The organism is Cytobacillus sp. ABV4_503 (assembly GCF_056158445.1).
This window is the reverse complement of the sequence record NZ_JBSWTH010000001.1, coordinates 1,019,659-1,041,051: the sequence shown is the minus strand read 5'-3', so window position 1 is coordinate 1,041,051 and position 21,393 is coordinate 1,019,659. Positions and strand designations below refer to the sequence as shown.

21 protein-coding genes are annotated in these 21,393 nt (G+C 41.3%); 5 read left to right on the top strand and 16 right to left on the bottom strand.

Features of this window, described 5'->3' with window-relative positions:
* Nucleotides 1–224: 224 nt before the first annotated feature.
* Complete coding sequence (locus ACXAD1_RS05375; RefSeq protein ID WP_206835139.1) at nt 225–2,210, bottom strand: S9 family peptidase; 1,986 nt, start codon at nt 2,208–2,210, stop codon at nt 225–227.
* Nucleotides 2,211–2,442: 232 nt separating this feature from the next.
* Between ACXAD1_RS05375 and ACXAD1_RS05370 the strand changes: the two genes are divergently transcribed.
* On the top strand, nt 2,443–2,832 hold the full coding sequence (locus ACXAD1_RS05370) for a YhjD family protein (RefSeq protein WP_206835137.1): 390 nt from the start codon (nt 2,443–2,445) through the stop codon (nt 2,830–2,832).
* A 98-nt stretch (nt 2,833–2,930) separates the two neighbouring features.
* Here the strand turns inward: ACXAD1_RS05370 and ACXAD1_RS05365 are convergent, their stop codons facing one another.
* The gene (locus ACXAD1_RS05365; RefSeq protein ID WP_206835136.1) at nt 2,931–3,485 is read right to left on the bottom strand and encodes a competence protein ComK; all 555 of its coding nucleotides are present in this window, start codon (nt 3,483–3,485) and stop codon (nt 2,931–2,933) included.
* A 200-nt stretch (nt 3,486–3,685) separates the two neighbouring features.
* Here ACXAD1_RS05365 and ACXAD1_RS05360 point away from each other — a divergent pair, with 200 nt between their 5' ends.
* Together ACXAD1_RS05360 and ACXAD1_RS05355 are read left to right on the top strand one after the other, a co-directional pair.
* Complete coding sequence (locus tag ACXAD1_RS05360) at nt 3,686–3,922, top strand: IDEAL domain-containing protein (protein WP_206835134.1); 237 nt, start codon at nt 3,686–3,688, stop codon at nt 3,920–3,922.
* Between the two features lie 62 nt (nt 3,923–3,984).
* A complete protein-coding gene (locus ACXAD1_RS05355; RefSeq protein ID WP_474909611.1) occupies nt 3,985–4,629 on the top strand; it encodes a Type 1 glutamine amidotransferase-like domain-containing protein in 645 nt (214 codons plus the stop codon).
* A 44-nt stretch (nt 4,630–4,673) separates the two neighbouring features.
* Here the strand turns inward: ACXAD1_RS05355 and ACXAD1_RS05350 are convergent, their stop codons facing one another.
* The 3 genes from ACXAD1_RS05350 to ACXAD1_RS05340 form a co-directional block, all read right to left on the bottom strand.
* A complete protein-coding gene (locus tag ACXAD1_RS05350; protein WP_206835130.1) occupies nt 4,674–5,966 on the bottom strand; it encodes a M48 family metallopeptidase in 1,293 nt (430 codons plus the stop codon).
* 174 nt (nt 5,967–6,140) lie between these two features.
* Nucleotides 6,141–6,446, bottom strand: a complete 306-nt coding sequence (locus ACXAD1_RS05345; protein ID WP_206835129.1) for an AzlD domain-containing protein — start codon at nt 6,444–6,446, stop codon at nt 6,141–6,143.
* Nucleotides 6,439–7,167 (bottom strand): AzlC family ABC transporter permease, encoded by a 729-nt coding sequence (locus tag ACXAD1_RS05340; RefSeq protein WP_206835126.1) that lies wholly within the window; start codon nt 7,165–7,167, stop codon nt 6,439–6,441. Before ACXAD1_RS05340 ends, ACXAD1_RS05345 begins: the two co-directional genes overlap by 8 nt.
* A 136-nt stretch (nt 7,168–7,303) precedes the next feature.
* On the opposite strand from ACXAD1_RS05340, the gene ACXAD1_RS05335 reads away from it, so the two are divergent.
* Nucleotides 7,304–7,855, top strand: a complete 552-nt coding sequence (locus tag ACXAD1_RS05335; RefSeq protein ID WP_206835123.1) for a helix-turn-helix domain-containing protein — start codon at nt 7,304–7,306, stop codon at nt 7,853–7,855.
* Between the two features lie 99 nt (nt 7,856–7,954).
* On the opposite strand, the gene ACXAD1_RS05330 is transcribed toward ACXAD1_RS05335, so the two are convergent.
* From ACXAD1_RS05330 to ACXAD1_RS05300, 7 genes are all read right to left on the bottom strand, one after another.
* Nucleotides 7,955–8,749: an ABC transporter ATP-binding protein gene (locus tag ACXAD1_RS05330; protein ID WP_206835120.1), complete on the bottom strand. Its 795-nt coding sequence runs from the start codon at nt 8,747–8,749 to the stop codon at nt 7,955–7,957.
* The gene (locus tag ACXAD1_RS05325) at nt 8,724–9,746 is read right to left on the bottom strand and encodes an ABC transporter permease (protein WP_206835118.1); all 1,023 of its coding nucleotides are present in this window, start codon (nt 9,744–9,746) and stop codon (nt 8,724–8,726) included. The genes ACXAD1_RS05330 and ACXAD1_RS05325 overlap by 26 nt, the downstream gene beginning before the upstream one ends.
* A gap of 187 nt (nt 9,747–9,933) precedes the next feature.
* Complete coding sequence (locus ACXAD1_RS05320; RefSeq protein WP_206835115.1) at nt 9,934–10,944, bottom strand: ABC transporter substrate-binding protein; 1,011 nt, start codon at nt 10,942–10,944, stop codon at nt 9,934–9,936.
* A 190-nt stretch (nt 10,945–11,134) separates the two neighbouring features.
* The gene (locus ACXAD1_RS05315) at nt 11,135–11,911 is read right to left on the bottom strand and encodes an enoyl-CoA hydratase-related protein (RefSeq protein ID WP_206835113.1); all 777 of its coding nucleotides are present in this window, start codon (nt 11,909–11,911) and stop codon (nt 11,135–11,137) included.
* A 125-nt stretch (nt 11,912–12,036) separates the two neighbouring features.
* Nucleotides 12,037–13,593 (bottom strand): fatty acid--CoA ligase family protein, encoded by a 1,557-nt coding sequence (locus ACXAD1_RS05310; protein ID WP_206835110.1) that lies wholly within the window; start codon nt 13,591–13,593, stop codon nt 12,037–12,039.
* A 204-nt stretch (nt 13,594–13,797) separates the two neighbouring features.
* Nucleotides 13,798–14,787, bottom strand: coding sequence for a lipoate--protein ligase (locus tag ACXAD1_RS05305; RefSeq protein WP_206835107.1), 990 nt, complete (start codon nt 14,785–14,787; stop codon nt 13,798–13,800).
* Nucleotides 14,788–14,799: 12 nt separating this feature from the next.
* Nucleotides 14,800–15,534, bottom strand: a complete 735-nt coding sequence (locus tag ACXAD1_RS05300) for an MBL fold metallo-hydrolase (RefSeq protein ID WP_206835103.1) — start codon at nt 15,532–15,534, stop codon at nt 14,800–14,802.
* A 227-nt stretch (nt 15,535–15,761) separates the two neighbouring features.
* Here ACXAD1_RS05300 and yhfH point away from each other — a divergent pair, with 227 nt between their 5' ends.
* Nucleotides 15,762–15,896: a protein YhfH gene (gene yhfH / locus ACXAD1_RS05295; RefSeq protein ID WP_206835100.1), complete on the top strand. Its 135-nt coding sequence runs from the start codon at nt 15,762–15,764 to the stop codon at nt 15,894–15,896.
* A gap of 52 nt (nt 15,897–15,948) precedes the next feature.
* Here the strand turns inward: yhfH and ACXAD1_RS05290 are convergent, their stop codons facing one another.
* From ACXAD1_RS05290 to hemH, 4 genes are all read right to left on the bottom strand, one after another.
* On the bottom strand, nt 15,949–18,117 hold the full coding sequence (locus ACXAD1_RS05290; RefSeq protein ID WP_206835097.1) for a YhgE/Pip domain-containing protein: 2,169 nt from the start codon (nt 18,115–18,117) through the stop codon (nt 15,949–15,951).
* Between the two features lie 73 nt (nt 18,118–18,190).
* Nucleotides 18,191–18,763, bottom strand: a complete 573-nt coding sequence (locus ACXAD1_RS05285; protein ID WP_206835092.1) for a TetR/AcrR family transcriptional regulator — start codon at nt 18,761–18,763, stop codon at nt 18,191–18,193.
* A 113-nt stretch (nt 18,764–18,876) separates the two neighbouring features.
* Nucleotides 18,877–20,316: a protoporphyrinogen oxidase gene (hemY, locus tag ACXAD1_RS05280; RefSeq protein ID WP_474909610.1), complete on the bottom strand. Its 1,440-nt coding sequence runs from the start codon at nt 20,314–20,316 to the stop codon at nt 18,877–18,879.
* Nucleotides 20,317–20,346: 30 nt separating this feature from the next.
* Nucleotides 20,347–21,279, bottom strand: a complete 933-nt coding sequence (gene hemH, locus ACXAD1_RS05275; RefSeq protein ID WP_206835084.1) for a ferrochelatase — start codon at nt 21,277–21,279, stop codon at nt 20,347–20,349.
* Between the last annotated feature and the right edge of the window lie 114 nt (nt 21,280–21,393).

The following is a 21,393-nucleotide window of genomic DNA, read 5'->3' as shown; positions in this document are numbered from 1 at the left end:
TCACCTATATTCGACTGCAGTTTCCATAAAAAAGTTTCGATATCACTGCTGGTATATCCTGTATACCCTTATATTCTGCAGATGAATTGGATTCTTTGCAATTTATTTTAAACAGTTTCTTTACGCTATATGAAAACTGATTTCATTGATATATCGGGTTATTTTGATGTTACTTTACAGCTTTAATCAAAAAACCGCAAACCCGGAGGCCTGCGGCAACTTTTTTATAGATATTCATCAAACCAGCCGGCAATGTAATTCAGGCGGCTGATTCTTAAATTCGGTTTTCCGCTTCTGGAAAGCTCATGGTTGGCTTCAGGGAACCGCACAAATTTTGCTGTTTTCTTCCGATGCTTTAAGGCTATGAATAATTGCTCTGCCTGCTCAATTGGACAGCGATAATCTTTTTCGCTGTGCAGAATCAGCAGCGGTGTATTCATATCATTCACATTAGCAAGCGGCGAATGTTTCCAAAGCTTTTCTATATCATTCAAATCACTCTTGATCTGCCAATCAGTAAAATAGTAGCCGATATCACTTACTCCATAGAAACTGATCCAGTTGGAGATGGATCGCTGTGTGACTGCAGCCTTGAAGCGGCTGGTGTGTCCAATAATCCAGTTGGTCATAAACCCGCCATAGCTTCCACCCGTTACGCCAAGCCGGTCTTTATCGATAAAATCGAAGTTTTCCAGAGCATAATCGACTGCATCCATAATATCCTCATAATCCTTGCCCCCATAATCTCCTCTTACAGCGTCTACAAAATGCTGTCCATATCCATGGCTTCCCCGTGGATTGATAAATAAGACCGCATAGCCTTTTGCTGCAAGACATTGGAATTCGTGGAAATATGAATTGGCATACATGGCATGAGGGCCGCCATGGATTTCGAGCACAAGCGGTGCTTTTTCTCCTTCTTTCAGATAGGCTGGTTTCATGATCCAGCCATGCAGGTCCCAATTATCCGAAGATTTAAACTGAATTGGCTCCGCATCTGCCAGCTCAACTTCGTTCAGGAACTCTTCATTCACTTTTGTCAGCTGCTTTAATTCCCCTGATGGGACATCAAGCAAAAATAAATCTCCTGGATATGAAGGCTTGCTAATGGCCACAACAGCTTTATTGATGCTTCCTCCTGTTGTCAATCCATATACATGCTGCTGATCCAGCAGCGCAGGATATAATTCCCCATCTAAAGTGCCATAATAAACAACTGTATTGCCATGATCAGTTGCCAGGAAATAAAAGCTGCTGCTGTCCTTTGCCCAAAGAATTCCCGGTGTAACTGCACCCTGCTGGAAATCTCCGATGGCATAATCACCAGCCAATATATCTGATTCTGCAGTCAGGCACTGCAGATTGCCCAATTCGAGATTATACACCCAGACCTTAGTATGCGTAGCATTTTCGTATTCCCTTTCATGCCCGAACATTCCTATGTATTTTCCATCCGGCGACCATGTGGCGCTTCCAAAATAACCTTTTCCATTTGTAATCCTTTTCATGTCTTTTGTTTCAAGATGGATAATATAGACATCGCTTAGAAAAGAGAAATCTTTGTCTTCACTTAAATCTGCTGTAACAGCAATCCATTTTCCATCAGGTGACCAGTTCTGCAGCTGGTAGTCATGTTCCCCGGATGTCAGCTGCTCCATCCCCCCAGTTTCAATATCTATTAATGCAACCTGGCTGTACCTTCCGCTCCAAAAACCCTGGGCGTCTGATTTGTGCTTCATTTTTTCAATTTCAAGCGGAACGGGCTTGTCTGCCTTTTTTTCCTGATTTTCCTTTGTTTCTGCATCTTCACCAGGTTTTATTGAAAGATTGAAACCAATTTTCTTCCCATCCGGTGACCAAACAGGATTTGAAACGCCATTTGCACAGTGTGTCAGCTGCCTGGCTTCTCCGCCTGCTTTGCTCATCACATAAATTTGTGATTTTCCGTCCCTGTCGGATACAAATGCGATTGACTCCCCGTCTGGAGACCAGCGGGGTGAATGATTACGGTGCTTGCCGTAAGTCCACTGAACCGGGATATTACTTTCAATGGTATTTAAGTAAAAAATATTTGAACTATATGTATTTTCCGCATCAAGCATTCCGGTCTCAACAAAAGCTAAGTCATTTCCATTCAAGGATAGCTGCGGATCAGCTACAGATTTTAACCGATAAAGATCTTCCGGTTTAATTGTTCTTTTTTGCGTCATTTACTCCATCCTTCCTAACTGTGCTGTTCTATTTATTTCGACATCAGAAATAAAATCCCTTCTCAATAAGCTGCTGGCTGAAATTTTTTTTAATTATTGGAAATGATGAAGAATAACAGCGTTTCGACAAATATAGGCTCTTGCAAGAAAAAACATTCCTTTGTAAAATTAAATAAGAACACTTGTTCTGTGTCACTAACAGGATACTATTGATTAAGGGAGCAGAAAAAATATGACCAGAATTCCTGAGGAAGACCGTAATATCATGGAGCAGGCTATATATTTGCCAATGGTGCTAACCATTCTAAATCGGGACTCCATCGTCATTAATAAAAGCCCATTTAAACTAAAACAGCCTTATATTGATTTGGTTGAAGAAACAATGAAGGTCATTCAAAGTGAACTCTCTGAGGTAAAACGCTATATGAATAAACACCAGCTAAAGGTACAGGAAATAAAGAGAGATGAGGCATTTACTATGTTCATGTTCCTTTACAAAGGATATGAGGAGCACCATAATTACTTTAACCCCCGCATCCGAAATAAAGTCCAGGAGCTGATGACCTATTATCTTATTAAAAAACCTAGGCATGGTCCAGGAAAAAATCTGAAGGCAAATTAATATTTGTAATAAGAAAAGCCTGCAGCTAATAAGGTAATACACACACGGAAAACAGAAGCATGAAATTCCGCATGCTTCTTAGTTATCCTTTCCCTTCTCTATTGGTAGGCTCCAGTTCTCTCCGAAGCATTCATTATTTTGGAACCATTCACAAAGTACAGTGCTTTTCTCTCTGAATCTTCTATCCTTCTTATCAATGTTGTTTTTAGTAAAGCTGTTCTGAGCACCTGATTATTAAGAGTAGTATAAGATACAGGAATGATGAAGCTTTGCTTATTCTTAAAAACCACTTGAGTATGTGCGTTTTCCGCTCGCTTGAAATAATTGATGTGATCCAATGCAATCCAGATGCATTCAAGATTGTTAGGAGAGGCCGTCGGGAAAAAATAAATGAAATTTGTGGGGTCGATCGTTATCGGAGCTTTATGGGTAATGCCGGTTAATTGGCGTGTACCCTCTTTTCTGCCTTCATAGCTTGATCCAAAATATCTGCAGCTGCTTTTTATTATATCGACCGGCTTAAAAGGGGAAGTTACCTCATCATCAAGCTCCCAGATTTGCGAATAAACTTTTAGCCCATAAGAGAGGGGTTTGATAATCATTGTATTTGGATTGACTTCATACTCTTCGATCATTTGGGTATTATGGTTCATTATGTTTTCATCTCCTTTTTTATTTCGCTCTCACTTTTCCATATTAACACCAATTTATCTAAAAATTACTAATTTATTCAATAGTTTCTAAATTGTTCACAATTTAGACATTCCGAAAATATTTTCTAAAAATTTAAAAAACTTAGTTGAATATTCAGCGGCAATTCCATATAATATTAAAAAGCTCAGGGGTGATTTCCATGAAGGAAAAATCATACACCGAATTAATGAAAACCAGTGCGATGAAGCGGAAAAACCATAAGGATTCTTTTGTTCTTGACCTTTATATTGATATGCTAATTTCCGAAATTCTGCTGAATACTGAGAAAGAAAAGCTGATGAATAAAATAAACGCAGCAATTGATGAAGGAAATAAACCGTCATTTATGAATTTATCAAAGCAGTACAAAGAACTTTCCAAACGTTTTGGCACTTAGAAAAACAGTTTGCCCCCGCCAATCAGCGGGGTATTTTATTTTAATAAGGCAGGAGAAAATTAATGGACAGCAGGCATTTATTTTTAATGGGCGGAAGCCCTCCATTCGGGCAAAGGCTTGGAAAAAAGTTTGCAGAACTGGCTTCCGGAGCGGCTGGCAAAATAGCTATACTCTTTTTGGAAAGGGAAGGCTGGGAAGGCTATATTAATAAGTATACTGCTGGCTTAATTCAAAATGGGGCCAGGAATTTCTGTTATCTGCCGCTTTCCCCTGCACCTTCAGAATCTTTTCTTCAAGAATTGGCGTCCTGTTCCGGCATCATCATTGGAGGCGGTGAAACGGAAAAATACAGAAGTTTTATTGTGGATACTGAAGTGGGAGAACACATTGGCAAAATGTACATGAACGGTATTCCTGTAGCAGGTTTTTCTGCAGGTGCCCTAATCATCCCGGAGCATTGCATAATTCCCCCTATTGATACGCCTAGAGAACAGCATCTCTTTCTGAAGGGAATCGGGTTAATCAGGGATTGTGTCATAAGTGTCCATTTCACTAAATGGAATGAAGGGGAAAATTTAAAGAGGGCAGTTTGGAAAGCCAATGTCACGACTGGTTATGGAATTGATGATGATGCAGGCATTTATTTTTATAATGAAATTCAGACTGATATTGAAGGCAGCATACATATTTATAAGAATGAAACGTAAAAAAGCAAGCCACATGGCCTGCTTTTTCTCATGTTATTGTCAAATCAGTCTGCCGCCTGCTCCCGTTCTTTTTGCCTCTGTTCCATTTCATATTCTTCAAGCATGGAAATACGCTCAAGCATGGTTGGATGTCCATACCGGAATATTTTTACGAGAAGCGGCGGATTAACCTGGCTTAGACCCGCACGTGTCAGTTCCTGAAATGTTCCTATTGCTGCTTTTGAATCCTTCGTCATTTCGATGGCATAATGGTCTGCCCTTGTTTCCTGATACCGTGAAACAAGATTGGATAGGGGGCTTGAAATAAAGAGCAGCATCGAAAGAATCATCAAAAACAGCGGCAGGGACCGAATATCATTTACCGCAGGAATTTTTAGCGCCCTTCCCCATTTATCGACTGCTTTCTCCATTAATTTGGCTGTCATATAAAGCCCCAGCAGGGAAAGCAGCAAGTAACCGCCAATTCCGATGTATATATGCTTTTCCACGTAGTGGGCCATTTCATGTGCCATTATAAACAGGATCTGATCATCAGTTAATTTATTCAGTGTTGTATCCCATAGAACAATTCTTGAATTTGATCCGATGCCTGTCACATATGCATTCAGCGCATTTGTTTTCTCTGCCATATCGACTTCAAAGACATGTTCCGCCGGTATTTTAGCCTGGCTGGCCAAATCAAGAATTTTTGTTTCAAGTTCCTTGTTTTTCAAAGGATAGAAATCATTATAAAGAGGGTCAATGACAACCGGCTGCAGGAACATCATAAATAAGGTAAATGGAACAGACAAAAGCCAGGCATAAAGCCACCATCTTTTCCTGCTCTTATTAATCAGCCAGTACAGTACAGACACAATAAGAACCATCATTCCATAATTAACCCAAAAATCTATGAGCTCATCCTTCATCCACCCGCTAAAGCTCTGAGTTGAGATATTATACGTTTTTGAAAGTGAAAAGCTGATATAGCTTAATGGCATTGTGGCCATAAACGCGAAAAAAGAAAGCCAAATTAAATATATCGCCGTTTGCAGAAATTTATAAGGCGCAGTCTGCTCAGCCCACTTCTTAAAAGCCTTCGATAATCCAAATAAAAGAATGAATAAATAGAAAATCCATTCAAAAGGTGTAGAAATAAAAAACAGCAGGTTTCTTATTTTAGAATATTCCTCACTGAGCATCAGTTCCCTGCCGTTCAGGAAAGTTGCCGGATCTGCACGTGAGCCTTCATACTCAAACGGCAGACTGCTGTCAGCAAAATAGAATAAATACCAATAAAAAAATAAACCGTATACAAAAAAGGCGAGCGCCCCGTAAAAGCCTAATTTCCGCGCCATCTGATCCCCCCTTATGGTACAACCTTTCTATATTTAGTTTAGTATAAAAATCTGTAATTAGAACTATTTTGATGGGACAATCATTACTTAAAAGATAATAGCCTATTCCAGCAGTTCTATTGAAAAAGCCGGTTCTCGAAGGAACCGGCTAAAGAACATCAATAATAATCTTTTCTAAAATAAGAAAGAATATACAGATAACACAGCAATTGATCCTAATACGACAACAATCACATTTGCACCTAAAAAGGCAGCTAGAAAGGCAGCAGCTGCCCCGAGCAGCCCAAACCAAAGATCTTCATTTATAAACAGAATGCCTGGAAAAATGAGTGCCCCTAAAGTCGCATACGGCACATTCTTTAATATCCCCTGAACAAACCCGGGAAGCTCCTTCCCCTTAAAAAGCACAAAAGGCAGAAGCCTTGGGATATAAGTAACTGCTGCCATTCCAATAATCATCCACACGACTTGGCTACTCATGCCCCTGACCCCTTTGCCTGTTTTTTATACTTTCAATCCATTCTACTATTACAGCCGATAAAAGCGTGGCCAGTACAATTGCCCATCCTGTCGATAACATATTAGTCAAAGTAAAAATCATGTTAAAACATGCTGCCAGCGCCGCAAGAAATACAACTTTTGCACTCTTTTTCATAGACGGAACAAGAAGGCCGACAAACATGGCATAAAGTGCAACAGACATGCTTTCCTGCAAGGTTTGCGGAAGGCTCGCACCAATTAGGTGCCCAAGCCCAGAGCAAATGACCCAGCTTGCATAGGAAACCGAAATAAGCCCAAGCATATAACCGCTTGTTACCTTATCTTCACGTACTGCTGCAACTGAGAAAGTTTCGTCCGTAATCCCAAAAGACAAAATTACCTTGTTAGCATCCTGTTCATCATCCCACTTTTCGTTAAGAGAGGTTGACATTAAGAAGTGCCTGATATTCACAATAAATGTTGTCAAAACAATTTCAAATATACCCGTTCCCAATGAAAGAAGGCTCAGGGATATGTACTGTGCTGCCCCCGCAAATACGAGCAAACTCATTAAAGCTGTTTCACCAATTGAAAGACCAGTTGTTTTGGCGAGCAGCCCAAATGTTAAAGCGATTGGTGCATATCCTATCGCGATGCTGATTCCCGACTGCACCCCTTTCCTATACTCTCCGGAAGGCTTGCCGACTGCAAGTTCTGCCATAATGCTCACCGCCTTAAAAAATATAATACTAAACCTGAAAAATATACTATAATAGACTTAATATTAAAGAATGATGCATTGATATAGTATATTATACATTCGTGCGTTATATTACACAATAAGTTTGGAGGATATAATGGAGAATATTCAAAAAAGTATTGGGGAAAACCTGAGGAATATTCGAAAAACAAGAGGTTACAGCCTGGATGCAACGGCAGAAATAACCGGGGTCAGCAAGGCGATGCTGGGGCAGATTGAGCGGGGGGAATCCAACCCGACTGTCACCACCCTATGGAAAATCGCGAGCGGCCTTCAGGTTTCATTTTCCTCACTTATTCATGAGGAACCATCAGATATCCAACTCATAGAATTGAAAACTCTAACTCCAATAATGGAGAGCATGGGCAGATACAGGGTTTATCCCGTGTTCCCTTTTGATCCCCGCAAGAAATTCGAGATCTTCACAGTCGAAATTGAACCGGGCTGTCAGCATACATCTGATAAACATAATGAGGGTGTTGAAGAATATATCACTGTCATGTCCGGAACGCTTGAAATAGAGATCGGAGACCAGCGAATCACTGTCCGCCCCGGAAATTCAATAAAATTCTCAGCAAATAAAGTGCATACGTATAAAAATATCGGAGACGAACTGATTCGCTACCAGGCAGTCATGTATTATCCATGAAAAAGTAGGCATATCGCTGCGCTCGGTATGCTTTTTACTGGAATATCTCCAAGAACAAACAAGCCGGACAAAGCGAAAAGCCTTTTGTCCGGTCTCCTTTTAGATTAATACAGCCTTGTCGCTGCTCATTTTCTCTCCGCGGATTTTTTGGAATTCTTCAAGCAGTTTTTCGACAGTCAAATCTTTCTTTTGGTCTTCATTTGTTTCAAAAATGATCTGGCCTTTGTCCATCATGATCAGCCTATTTCCCAGGTCAAGTGCCTGCTGCATATTGTGAGTCACCATTAACGTGGTAAGTTTATATGTTTCCACAATCTCTTTCGTAAGGCTGGTAATCAATTCTGCACGAGCAGGGTCCAAGGCAGCGGTATGTTCGTCCAAAAGCAGTATTTTAGGCTCTGTGAAAGTCGCCATCAAAAGGGATAATGCCTGCCTTTCTCCCCCTGACAGCAGTCCGACTTTTGCTGAAAGCCTGTTTTCCAATCCAAGATGCAGCATTTCCAGCTTTTCCTGAAAAAAGTCGCGGCGTTTCTTGGAAACACCTTTGCGAAGGCCTCGCACCATAGTTCTCGAATAAGCAATGGCCAGATTTTCCTCTATCGTCATGGAGGGTGCTGTTCCTGCCATCGGATCCTGGAAAACGCGTCCAATCAGCCTGGATCTTTTATGTTCCTTCACAAGAGTGACATCAGTGCCATCAACCAGCACTTCTCCTATATCAGGAATCAATTTGCCGGAAATCATATTCATAAGAGTAGATTTTCCCGCTCCATTACTGCCGATAACCGTCATGAAGTCGCCTGGCTTTAAATGAAGATCGATTCTGTGAAGCGCTGTTTTTTCGTCTGGAGTTCCCTCATTAAATACTTTATGAATCTGATTTAATTGCAGCAAGATGTTCACCACTTTTCCCGTAAGCATTAGTTTTTTTCGCTTCCGCTAATCTCCGCCGCTTTCTCTGCTTTTCTTTTTGCTGCTGAATAAGCTTTGGCAGAATCAGCGCGCCAATCACGATTACTGCTGTGATTAGCTTCATATCTCCTGTTTCAAGGAATTCAACCCTTAATGCAAGAGTGACTATAATACGATATAAGATGGCTCCTCCGATGACAGCGAGTGTTGCCCGGACAATAGTTTTTGCACCAAAGATTGCTTCTCCAATGATCACGGATGCAAGTCCGATGATAATCATCCCGATTCCCATTCCGACGTCACTGAATCCGTTATACTGTGCCACTAATGCTCCAGAAAAAGCAACCAGTGCATTTGAAATGCCCAAGCCAGCTATCTTCAAAAGATCTGTATCAGCAGAAAAGCTGCGGATCATCGTCTCATTGTCGCCTGTTGCGCGTATGGCCAGGCCAATATCTGTCTTTAAGAAAAGATCAATCAATACTTTCACAGCAAAGGCTAAAATTAGCATTAAAATGAGAATACCCCAGGTCTTTGGGATGAAACTCATTCCCAATGCCCCAAACAGGCTTTGAATAGCCTGATCAATCCCAAGCCCCTGCCAGAATGCTGTAAGCTTTGTGATAGCCGTTTCCTCAGACAGCAGAGGAACATTTGACTTGCCCATGATCCGGAGATTGATAGAGTACAATGCGATCATCATTAATATTCCGGACAAGAGGGCATTAATTTTTCCTTTTGTATGAAGAAGGCCTGTAAGGCAGCCTGCTGCAAAACCCGCAAGCAAAGCTGTCATTGTTGCCAAAAATGGATTGTATCCCCCTACTATCATGACAGCTGCTACAGATGCGCCCGTTACAAAGCTTCCATCCACCGTCAGATCGGGAAAATCCAGTATTCTGAATGATAGGTAAACTCCCAATGCCATTAAGGCATAAATTGCTCCTGCCTCAATGGAACCAAAGATCGCTGTTGGCATAGTAATCTCCCTTTCTATTAGAAAGCGTAAGCGCCTTGCCCACTCCCGACAAGCACAAGACAAGCCTCACGGAAAGGCGTTCGTTGCCTTTTTTGGGAGGATTGGCTTGTGACCTCGAAGGGGTAGGCTGCTTGCGCTAGACAGTTATCGAGGTGAAAAGCGTAAGCGCTGGTGGTTATTGCTGGTATTACTCCACAAACTCAGCAAGTTCGCTCCATTCCTCTTTTAAGTCAATTCCCATTTCTTCTGCAGCCTTTTTATTGATTACCAGCTTTAGATTCTGCGGATATTGGACAGGTAGTTCGGATGGCTTCTTGCCGTCTTTTAAAATTTTTGCAGCCATTTCCCCAGCTTCATATCCGATATCTTCATAGTCAAATCCATAAGCAGCAAAGCCCCCGCGTTTAACAGAATCCAGCTCTCCTACAAATAGCGGGATGTCATTATCGTTTGAAACCTGAATGACAGATTCCAAAGCAGAAACGACAGTATTATCCGTAATAATATAGATGGCATCTGCTTTTCCGACAAGTGATTCTGCAGCCTGTTTCACTTCAGAAGAATTGGATACGGTAGCTTCGGCCAATTTCATATCTGTACCTGAAAGAGCTTCCTTCACCTTTTCAATCTGCACCTCTGAGTTTTGTTCTCCAGAATTGTAAATAACACCCACAGTTCCAGCCTCAAATTGTTCATCTATAAATTTAACCATATTGGGTATCGCATCAGGATGTGTATCTGTTGTACCAGTTATATTTCCTTCAGGTGTATCCATTGATTTTACTAATTGCGCACCCACTGGATCTGTTACTGAAGTAAATACAATTGGTATATCCTTCGTCGCATTAAGTGCACTTAATGCACTTGGGGTAGAGTTGGCAAAGATCAGGTCTACTCCATCTCCGGCAAAATTATTGGCAATGGATTGATTATTATTCTGGTCCCCCTGAGCAATCTGGACATCATAGCTTGCTTCAATACCAGAATCCTCTAAAGCCTTTTTAAATCCCTCCAGTGCCGCATCTAACGAAGGATGCTCGACAATCTGCGTAACTCCTATATTAAATGATTCTTCCTTTTCTTTATCAGAAGACCCTGCATCTCCATTTGTGCTTTCACTGCCGCAGCCGCTTAGCAGCAATGTTCCCATAAGACCTGCTGCAGCTACTGCTTTAAATAATTTTATTCTCTCTAACATACTAGTTGATCCCCCTTTTATCTCTATCTTTCCACTTCATCACTTTTATGCTTTTATGCTTTTATTCACTAAATTATATAGTTAACAGTCTTACTATTCAAGATGTTTTTTAATAATTTTCTAAAAATTATTATTTTAATAGAAAAGACACAGCACAATTCTGCCGTGTCCCATTACTTGCTTATTCATTTTATTTCCCTTTAAATTCTGGTTTTCTTTTCTCAGCAAAGGCTGCAAGAGCTTCAACTCTATCTTCTGTTGGGATAATGACTTCATATGCCTTCCTTTCAATCTGAAGTCCAGTCTGCAAATCGACGCCCATGCCATGCTTTACAGCAAATTTAGCCTGCTGAAGGGCAAGAGGGCCATTATTAAGCATTTGTCCGGCAAATTCAAAACAATCATTTAAGAGATTTTCTTTTTCAGTCACTTTGGTAAGGATGCCGTATTCAAGCGCTTCTTCAGAAGTAAGCCTTTTAGCCGTCAAAATTAATTCCAGGGCTTTGGCCTGGCCAATCAATCTTGGAAGTCTTTGAGTGCCGCCTGCACCTGGTATTATGGCTAAACTTGTTTCTGTAAGTCCCATGGCAGTGCCTGAAACGGCGATGCGGAAATCGCAGGATAGTGCCAGTTCCATCCCGCCTCCGAAGGCAAAACCGTTTATAGCAGCGATAGTAGGCTGCGGGAGCTGATCAACCAGTGAGAATACTTCACCTATTTTATATATATTCCTGCGGACTTGCTCTTCAGATAATGTCCTGCGCTCTTTTAAATCTGCACCAACACTGAATGCCTTTTCTCCAGCCCCTGTAAAAATCACTGCACGAACATCAGGGCTGGTTCGCAGTTTCTCAACTGTTTCCTGAAGCTCCGATAAAGTCTCAAAATTAAATGCATTCAATGCATCAGGACGGTTAATCGTTACGACCGCAATATGACCTTTTGTTTCAACTGCAATAGAACTCATTTGTATCTCTCCTCTTTCCAGTGCTATCTAATAATTCGATGAATTTTGCGAAAACCCTTTCAAGTTTAGTCAATTTGAAGTGGAATAGAAAAGGACAGACACATCCATTGCCTGTCCATAAAAACCTATTTAGTCTGCAGTACCTGATTCTTCAACGCTCTCCGCAAAATTTTACCAGTTGCGTTCTTTGGCAGCTCCTCTAAGAATTCAATCGTTGACGGCACTTTATATTTAGCCAGATGCTCAGCACAGTATGCAAGCAGCAATTCTTCTGTCTGCTGAGGGTTTTTAGATACAACATAGCACCTTACCGCTTCTCCCAGATTTGGATCAGGCACACCCAATACAGCAACTTCAACTACATCCTCATGATTATAGAGCACCTCTTCTACTTCCCGAGGGTACACGTTATATCCGCCGACTAAAATAAGGTCCTTTTTACGGTCAACGATATAAAAATAGCCTTCCTCATCCTTTTTTGCGAGGTCTCCTGTATAAAGCCAGCCATCACGAATAGTGGCCGCTGTTTCTTCAGGCATCTTGTAGTATCCCTTCATCACATTAGGCCCGCGAACAATCAGTTCTCCAACTTCGCCAACGGAAACTTCTTCTCCCAGTTCATTTACAACCTTATTCTCAACGTTCATAATGGATTGCCCGATTGAGCCTGCTTTGCGCGGCTTATCCAGCGGATTAAAGCAGGTAACCGGAGAAGCTTCTGAAAGACCATATCCTTCTGAGACAATGACATTGAACTTTTTTTCAAAGCCATGGAGAAGTGCAACAGGCATGGCAGCACCGCCCGAAATGCAAAGCCTTAACGATTTCAGATCTTCTGGATTGCCATCATCAAACTGAAGAAGGAAATTGTACATGGTCGGAACGCCGGCAAAAACAGTAGGTTCAAATTTTTTTGCGAGTCTAAAAATTTCTTTAGGGCTGAATTTTGGATCTATTAAAATAGTAGCCCCATTCATCAGCGGTGCATTGAGAGCAACCGTTAAACAGAAAACATGAAACATCGGCAAAGTAGTGATAACCCGGTCATTTTCGTTCATGTGCAAATAATCGCTGACATCCTTTGCATTGCTGTAGAGGTTTTTATGTGTCAGCATGGCACCTTTCGGCTTGCCTGTCGTACCGGATGTATATAGGATAACGGCCGTTTCCTCTTCTTCGAGTTCAGGGCCTTTAAAATCCAAATCTCCTGAACCCATCACCTGTGTAAACGATTTCATTTTTTCAAAAGCTGTTAATGCAGACGGGTCCGCTTTTGTAAACTGTCCCTGCGGGGTTTCGCAAATAATAAAGTTCTCCACCTTTGGAAGAGCCTGATGCATCTTCTCAATCAAAGGCACTAAGAGATCGAGCGTAACAACAGCTTTTACATCACCATTATTAACAATGTAGCCAATTTCATCAGGTGTATAAATTGGGTTGATCGGTATAACAGTTGCTCCAAGACGCAGTGCGCCATGCAGGCCAATGACAAATTGCGGTGAATTCCCCAGTAAAAGAGCAATATGATCTCCTTTTTTTACTCCCAGCTTTGAAAGCCCATCCGCAAATTTGGTCACAGCACCATCAAGCTCCGCATATGTACTGGACTGGTCCATAAAATAATAGGCAGTCTTATTGCCCATCTTGATCGCCGTTTCATGCAGCTGCTCTGTTAAATTCATTTACACTCCCCCTATAATGAATGAATAGTCATTCATTTTTATTAAATAAATTTTCTAAATATATTATATTGAAAGAAATTTTTGTATTCAAGTAGGAAAGCGAATTGTTCACAATTTCTTTTTTACAGCGGACTGACTTTCGCAAGACTTTATATAAATATAAGAAAAGCCGGCAATATGCCAGCTTTCCAATAAATGACCGCATTAATAAATCAGGTTGATAAATTCGGTCTTTGTCACATTTCCAAAGTAATGCTTAATGTCCACTCCCCCAAGGGCACTTTCAACCTCTGACTTTTCATAGCGAATTCCTGTAAGCTTGTTTTCAATTTCGCTTACATCGCCAACCCCAAAGAAGTCTCCGTAAATTTTACATTCCACAATTTGCCCTTTTGTGACATTAAGTCTAATATCAATTTGCCCCACTGGGAAACGATGCGAGTGCTGCAGATCAAATTTGGGGGATTTTCCATAATTCCAATCCCAGTTTTGATAGCGCTCCCTGGACAGCTGGTGAATTTTTTCCCAATCATCATTCGTGAGCTTGTACTCTGGAATTTCATCTAAATCACCAAAAATATTCTTAAGCAGCAAAGTGCGAAATTCTTGAATTGTGATTTTTTTATCCAGGAACTCTGATATATTAGCAACCCGGCTCCGAATAGATTTAATGCCTTTCGATTCAATTTTATCCTTCTTTACCTTTAGTGCCGAAACGACACTTTCTATTTCTGAATCAAATAAGAGGGTGCCATGGCTAAACATTCTGCCTTTGGTTGAAAACTGGGCATTCCCGGATATCTTTCTCCCTTCCGCCATCAGATCATTTCGGCCGCTCAATTCAGCATTAACACCAAGCTTCCGCAAAGCCTCTACAACTGGTTCGGTAAACTTTTGGAAGTTATGAAAGCTTTCTCCATCATCTTTTGTGATAAAGCTGAAGTTGAGATTGCCTAAATCATGATAAACGGCCCCGCCGCCAGAAAGCCTTCTGACTACATGGATGCTATTGTTCTCGACATATTCAGTATTGATCTCTTCAACGGTATTCTGATTTTTTCCAATAATAATGGAAGGTTCATTAATATAAAAAAGCAAATAGGTTTCTTCAATATCAAGATTTTTCAGTGCATATTCTTCAATAGCAAGGTTAATTCTGGGATCTGTGATTCCCTGGTTGTCAATAAAAAGCATCTGTTTTCCTCCTCAAAAAGTATGGGACCATTGATAATCCGCAAGCGAAATAGGACCGGGATATTTTGTTGAAGCCTCTTCCTTCAGCTTTCTCAGTTCACCATAATGAGGCAAATGAGTCAGCAGCAAATTCTTCACCTTTGCTTTTCTGGCCAATGTTCCAGCATCCAGGCTTGTCATATGCCCTGCATTCTTTCCATTTTGATGACCATAAAAATTGCATTCGCAAACTAATAAATCAGCATTCTCGCTAAATGCTTCCAGCTCTTCTTTATATGAGGTATCAGCCGTATAAATAAGCGTTTTGCCGTCTGCTTCAATTCTCATTGCATAGCATGGCACTGGGTGATTAGTCTTTAAAAAGCGGATTTGAAACGGTCCTGCAGAGAGAGTGCCATCAGGATCATAGCAGACTCCCTTTGTTATATCCTTGTATGTAAATTTAGCAAATTCAAGCTGATCAAGGGAATGGCCATAAATCGGGAGTGTATCTGTTTTCCTGCCTAAAAAACCCTGAATGAGCCTGGCATGCTGCAGTACCCCTATATCTGCAATGTGATCTGGATGGTAATGCGAGATAATCACTGCATCCAATTCTTCTGGCTGAAAAATGTTCTGCATTTTTGAAAGGACGCCGCTTCCGCAGTCGATCAGCAAATGAAAACCATCATGCTCCAGCAAATACCCTGAACTGGCTCCATCAGCTTTAGGATAACCGCCCCAGCTGCCGATTACAGTTAACTTCATCACGTTTCCTCCTTATTAAAAAGTTCAAGCTCCTACGCTATGACTTGGTAACCAAAATCTCAAGAAAAGACCAAGCTTTGCTATGTTCAATATACTCGATTATGCCTATTTTTTCACTTTTTTAAAATTGTATTGAAACAGAAGTTGACATATGAATTCTGTTATAATACAATTAACTTAAATAATCAAACTATTTAGAACAAAATCACAAATCAGGAGGCTTCAACATGATTCAAAACATTATGGAGTTTTTCAGAAACCTGCCGGCTAAACAATGTTCAGAATGCGGGAAGTCGATCGAAGAGCAGCATGAATGTTACGGAAACAAGTGTGATAATTGCATGGGAATTACAGATTTATAGAATTATATATTTAAAGCCAGCCCTGTGGGCTGGCTTTGTTTTTTGCTAATAATCAATCAGCCTGCCCTGCAGCTGCTGCAAATCTTTTCTTGTGCATTGCAGTAAAGTAAACAAAAGTTCCTGCAATAAATAGGGCGGCGAAACTCAATAGAATTACTGCATTCTCCCACATAAAATCAAAATTTCCGCTTGAAATGACAGCCTTTAGTCCGGAAACAGAATAGGTCATAGGCAAGTATGAACTGATTGGCTGAAGTGCATTAGGAATCAGCTCAAGCGGGAAAGTACCTGCACTTGTTGTCAGCTGGAGAATTAATATAATTATGGCAGCAAACCGGCCAGGATCACCCATGACGGTGACAAAAAATTGAATCAGAGCTATGAAAGTAAGGCTGGTTATGATTGTAAACAGCAGAAACAAAGGTACACTCTGCACTTCCAGGCCAAGTCCCAGCAATAATATCATGGCAGCAATGAGACCCTGAATAATGCCTACTCCAGCAAGAATCCCAAACTTGCTTGCAAACCAGCTAAATCCTGACCGCGGAACGCCAGCCGGCTCCCGAAGCGGAAATACAATTGAAAGAAGCAGAGCACCCACGAAAAGGCCAAGCGACAGAAAATATGGCGCGAACCCTGTACCATAGTTAGGTACTTCTGTAATCTTCTCATTATCTATTTCTACCGGATTTGCCATCATATTATAAGTTTTATCGCTGGCATTTACGGCTGATGCATTTTCAGCGCCATCCGCTAATTTATTTGCTAACTCAGAAGAACCTTCAAAAATTTGTGTATTACCTTCAGCTACTTTGCCTGCGCCATCTTCAAGCTGCTTTGTGCCGTCTGCCAATGCATCTGAACCTTGGGTCAGTTTTCCAAGCCCTCCTGACAAATCTGCTGCACCGCCTGCTAGCCTGTCTGCTCCGGCTTGTGCTTCACCAAATTTCTGAGCAAATGTTTCCATTCCAGCACCGAAATCTTTATGGCCCTGTACTAGCTGCTGAGAACCAATTTCCAGCTCTGATGCCCCCTGGGCAAGCTGATTTATTCCCTGCTGCAGCTGCAGCTGTCCTTCATTTAGCTGTCCCATTTTTTGGGACAATTCGGCTCCTCCCGCTGATAATTTGCCAGCTGACTCAGCAAGCTGGGCTGTTCCAGCCTTCAGCTGGGCAAGCACACTCTGAAGCTCAGCTTTTTCAGGAGATCCTTCAGGAAGCTGCGAAATAAAGCCCTGCAGCTTTTGCTCTAAAAGAGCAGTGCCTCCGCTGAGTTTTTGTGCCTCCGTTTGCCATTGCTCCAGAGATGAAGATAAGGTTTTCGCTCCATTTTCAAGCTGCTCAGTTCCATCAATCATAACAGGCAGCTTTTCCTTTACTGTATCAATCCCTGCCTTTGATTGTGTAACACCTGCAGAAAGCTTTTCACTCCCAGATTTCAGCTGATAGGATGCTTTACTTAATTCTGATTGGCCTTCAGCCAGTTTGCCTAATCCTTCTGAAAGGGTTTTAGCTCCTTCTGCCATTTCCTCTGAACCTTTGCTTGCTGAGCTTACACCGTTATTGAACTCAATGGATTTATCGGCCAAAAGCGCCAGCTTCTCATGCAGCGTTTTAGAACCATCTTTTAAACCTGCAGCTCCTTCACTGATTTGAAGGGCCCCGTCACTTGCCTGTCCAATGCCATCTGCCAGTTCCCCTACTTTATCGAACATCGTTTCAGCATATGTTTCAGTCACTTTTTCTGACAGAGACATTTTAATTTTTTCTACAGCTGTTCCTCCAATTTGAGCTGATAAAAAATTGTAGCTCTCATTGGGAACGTAAATCAGGTTCATTTTCTGCGGATTGTCCTTAAGGAGTGTGGTTGCATTCTTGGAAAAATCCTTAGGGATTTCAACAAGCATATAGTAATGCTGATCATTTAGATCTTTATATGCCTCCTCTTTATCAACAAATTGAAAATTAAAGTCCTTGCTTTCCTTTAATTTATCAACAAGATCATCGCCAAGATGCAAGTCATTACCTTCAAATGCAGCACCGGCATCCTCATTAACGATAGCAACAGGCAGATCATCTAAATGATCATATGGATCCCAAAATGCCCAAAGAAACATTCCGCTGTATAAAATAGGAATAAACATTACTGCGATAATAGGAATCAGCAATTTTTTGTTTTTTAAGATTGCTGAAAACTCCTTCAAGAAAAGTTTGTTTTTCACCGTAAATCCCTCCACAATAACTTAGTGACTATTTTCCTCATTTGGTCATTTTGCTGAAAAAATAGAGGACTATCTAGTTCGATAATCCTTTCATAATATATTGTTCAAACAGCATAGCTATTTTTTCTTTTTCCAAAGGTTCATGACGCTGCTCCCAATCAAATATAAGAGCAATATAAAGCTTCAGCATCACAAAAGATGTCAGTTCAGGATCGCATTCCCGGATTTCTCCTTTTTCAATCGCTTGTGCAACTTTGTCTTTTACATAATTTAATATCGCATCCTCTACTTTCCCAATTACATCTGTAACAGCAGGAGTTCCCATTTCCTTTGCTTCCTGGAAAAGCTTGATTGTTAACTGATGCTTCATGCGGAATTCAAGTATTTTATACAATCCCCGATGAACATTTTTATGAAAGGGCAAAGAGGGATCAAGCGCTTCATCAGCTGCGCTTTTCATTTCCACGATGAGCGTATGGATAATTTCATCAAACAGCTCTTCTTTATTTTTAAAGAAATTATAAATAGTGCCTTTTCCTACATTTGCAAGCTTCGCAACCTGATCCATAGTGGTTGCTTTATATCCAAACAGAGAAAATGATTTAGTGGCCGCCTCAATAATTTGCTGTTTGCGATCTGCTGACATGAACTCACCTCATATAAAATGACTAAATGAACATTTTGGTCATTAGTACAAAAAGTAATTTATCATACTCCAAATGAAAAAGCAACCTGAAATGATGCCAATATAAAAAGCTGTCACAAACGGACAGCTTTTTGCTTGTTGCTTTGCAAGTATTCAACTGCATTTCGAACTGCCTCTTCTGCCTGATCTATGCAATCAGGAACGCCAAGACCTTCAAATGAACTTCCTGCCAGAAAAATGCCGGGCAGCTTTGCCTGTGCCTGTTTCTTTGCCAGATCGACGCGTTCTTTATGTCCTACAGTATACTGCGGCATAGAATCCTTCCATCTTGTTACATAAACAAAGTCCGGATTCATTTTAATATTCATTGTTTTATTTAAATCATCAAGTACAACTTTAATAATTTGATCATCTGACAGATCCACCACAGTTTCATCACCAGCTTTGCCAACATAACAGCGCAGAAGCACTTTTCCTTTTGGAGTCGAATGGGGCCATTTCTTATGTGTCCACGTGCATGCAGTAATGGTGTAATCACTATGGCGTGAAACAACAAAACCGGTTCCGTCAATATCCCTTTCAATCGCTTCTTCAGGGAATGCCAGCGCTACAGTTGCCACAGAAGTGGACGGCATGTCTTTGAACTGCTCAAATATTCCCCACCCGGAGAAAATGCTGCACAGTGCACGATGGGGAACAGCCATGACCATGCAGTCTGCCTGAAGGTTTTCTCCGCCATTCCATTCAACTGTATAGCTTCTGCCAGTCTTCTTGATAGATTCAATTCGATGGCCTTTCAGTACAGTTCCAGGTTCAAGCTTGCTCTCCAGGGCATCGACAAGTGATTGAAGCCCCGATTTCAAAGTAAGGAACATCCCTTCTTTGCTCTTGCGGCTTGAGGCTTGTTTCTGCTGAGTGCCTGTAGACTTTTTCATTCCCAGAATTAAACTTCTATACTTCTGCTCAACCTGATAAAACTGCGGGAATGTGGCCATAAGGCTTAATTGATCAATATCGCCAGCATATATGCCAGAGAGAAGCGGTTCAATCAAATTATCGACAACCTCGTCACCAAGCCTTCTTCTAAAAAAGGCACCCAGTGACTGATCATTGGAAGGATTGGAGCGCGGCAGCACAAAATCTGCAGCAGCTCTTGCCTTCCCTGCGGGAGTGAATAATCCGGTTGTAATAAAGGGAGCAATTTGTGTTGGAATCCCCATGATGGATCCGCCCGGCATTGGAAATAGACGCTGCCTTACAAGCACATAGGACTTACCGGATGTATTTCTCACAAGCTCTTTTTCCAGGCCAGCTTCCTTGGCAAGCCGGGACGCACTTTGTTTACGTGCCAAAAAGGAATCTGGCCCTCTTTCGATCACAAAACCGTCTCGTGTTATCGTTTGAATTTTGCCGCCAAGACGATGTGAGGCTTCTATAAGCTTTACATCCAGGGCCATTCCTTTTTCTTTGGCTTCCTTCTGCAGATAGTAAGCTGCAGCAAGACCAGTAATTCCTCCTCCGGCAACCACAACTTTCTGTCGCTCTCCCTGCACGGTAAATCGCCTTCTTTTCTAATTTTTTGCTTATCTATTCAGCAACTTAAAAATGGCATCAGACATCGCATCAATAAACTCTGGCTGTGAATTTGGCATTTCTGGACGGTAATAGCTTGCACCCAGCTCATCAGTGACAACTTTGCATTCATAGTCATTGTCGTACAGCACTTCAAGATGATCTGAAACAAAGCCGACAGGAGTATACACAAATGCCCTGTAGCTCTTGTTTTCATAAAGGTCTCTTGTCAAATCCTGCACATCAGGACCTAGCCAAGGCTCAGGTGTGTTTCCTGCACTTTGCCAGCCAACGGCATAATCTTTGACTCCAGCCTGTTCGGCAATGAGATCAGCTGTTTCCTGCAGCTGATGCGGATATGGATCCCCTGATTGCAGAATCTTTTCCGGCAAACTGTGTGCAGAAACAATTAACACTGCAGAATCTTTTTCTTCAGCAGGCATTTTATCGAATGTTTCCTTTACACGATCGGCCCAATATTTGATAAACTTAGGTTCTTTATACCAGCTTTCAACTGATTTTATTACAGGACCGCCAAGCTTTTCAGCCTCTTCTTTGGCTCTGCCATTATATGATTTTACGCTAAAGGTTGAGAAATGCGGTGCAAGAACAATGCTGACAGCCTCTTCAATCCCATCCTCATGCATTTGTTTAACCGCATCTTCTACAAAAGGTTCAATATGCTTTAACCCTAAATACATTCTGAATTCATAATCGTCCTGAACTTCATTTAAATGCTGTTCAAGTTTTTCAGCCTGAACTTTGGTGATTTCTGCAAGCGGTGATATTCCGCCAATCGCTTCATATCTGCTTCTTAAATCTTCAAGCATTTCCTCAGAAGGCTTTCTTCCTCTGCGGATATGTGTATAGTAACGCTCAATGTCTTCTTCCTTATAGGGAGTTCCATAAGCCATTACAAGTAAACCCATTGTCTTTTTACCCATGTCATCCACCTCAAATTCTATCTGTCTCCAGTTTTTATTGTGCCAAAAAACAAATCGATTACCAAAACTAATGCTCATAGCAATATGCAAATGCTGCATGCTATCGCTTAAAGA

Coding starts and splice junctions, on each gene's coding strand:
- yhfH (WP_206835100.1), top strand. CDS start 15,762: ATGATTCAAAACATTATGGAGTTTTTCAGAAACCTGCCGGCTAAACAA.
- ACXAD1_RS05360 (WP_206835134.1), top strand. CDS start 3,686: ATGAAGGAAAAATCATACACCGAATTAATGAAAACCAGTGCGATGAAG.
- ACXAD1_RS05300 (WP_206835103.1), bottom strand. CDS start 15,534: ATGAAGTTAACTGTAATCGGCAGCTGGGGCGGTTATCCTAAAGCTGAT.
- ACXAD1_RS05325 (WP_206835118.1), bottom strand. CDS start 9,746: ATGCCAACAGCGATCTTTGGTTCCATTGAGGCAGGAGCAATTTATGCC.
- ACXAD1_RS05350 (WP_206835130.1), bottom strand. CDS start 5,966: ATGGCGCGGAAATTAGGCTTTTACGGGGCGCTCGCCTTTTTTGTATAC.
- ACXAD1_RS05320 (WP_206835115.1), bottom strand. CDS start 10,944: ATGTTAGAGAGAATAAAATTATTTAAAGCAGTAGCTGCAGCAGGTCTT.
- ACXAD1_RS05355 (WP_474909611.1), top strand. CDS start 3,985: ATGGACAGCAGGCATTTATTTTTAATGGGCGGAAGCCCTCCATTCGGG.
- ACXAD1_RS05370 (WP_206835137.1), top strand. CDS start 2,443: ATGACCAGAATTCCTGAGGAAGACCGTAATATCATGGAGCAGGCTATA.
- ACXAD1_RS05375 (WP_206835139.1), bottom strand. CDS start 2,210: ATGACGCAAAAAAGAACAATTAAACCGGAAGATCTTTATCGGTTAAAA.
- hemH (WP_206835084.1), bottom strand. CDS start 21,279: ATGGGTAAAAAGACAATGGGTTTACTTGTAATGGCTTATGGAACTCCC.
- ACXAD1_RS05345 (WP_206835129.1), bottom strand. CDS start 6,446: ATGAGTAGCCAAGTCGTGTGGATGATTATTGGAATGGCAGCAGTTACT.
- ACXAD1_RS05305 (WP_206835107.1), bottom strand. CDS start 14,787: ATGCTTTTTATTGACAACCAGGGAATCACAGATCCCAGAATTAACCTT.
- ACXAD1_RS05310 (WP_206835110.1), bottom strand. CDS start 13,593: ATGAATTTAACAGAGCAGCTGCATGAAACGGCGATCAAGATGGGCAAT.
- ACXAD1_RS05315 (WP_206835113.1), bottom strand. CDS start 11,911: ATGAGTTCTATTGCAGTTGAAACAAAAGGTCATATTGCGGTCGTAACG.
- ACXAD1_RS05335 (WP_206835123.1), top strand. CDS start 7,304: ATGGAGAATATTCAAAAAAGTATTGGGGAAAACCTGAGGAATATTCGA.
- ACXAD1_RS05285 (WP_206835092.1), bottom strand. CDS start 18,763: ATGTCAGCAGATCGCAAACAGCAAATTATTGAGGCGGCCACTAAATCA.
- ACXAD1_RS05365 (WP_206835136.1), bottom strand. CDS start 3,485: ATGAACCATAATACCCAAATGATCGAAGAGTATGAAGTCAATCCAAAT.
- ACXAD1_RS05340 (WP_206835126.1), bottom strand. CDS start 7,167: ATGGCAGAACTTGCAGTCGGCAAGCCTTCCGGAGAGTATAGGAAAGGG.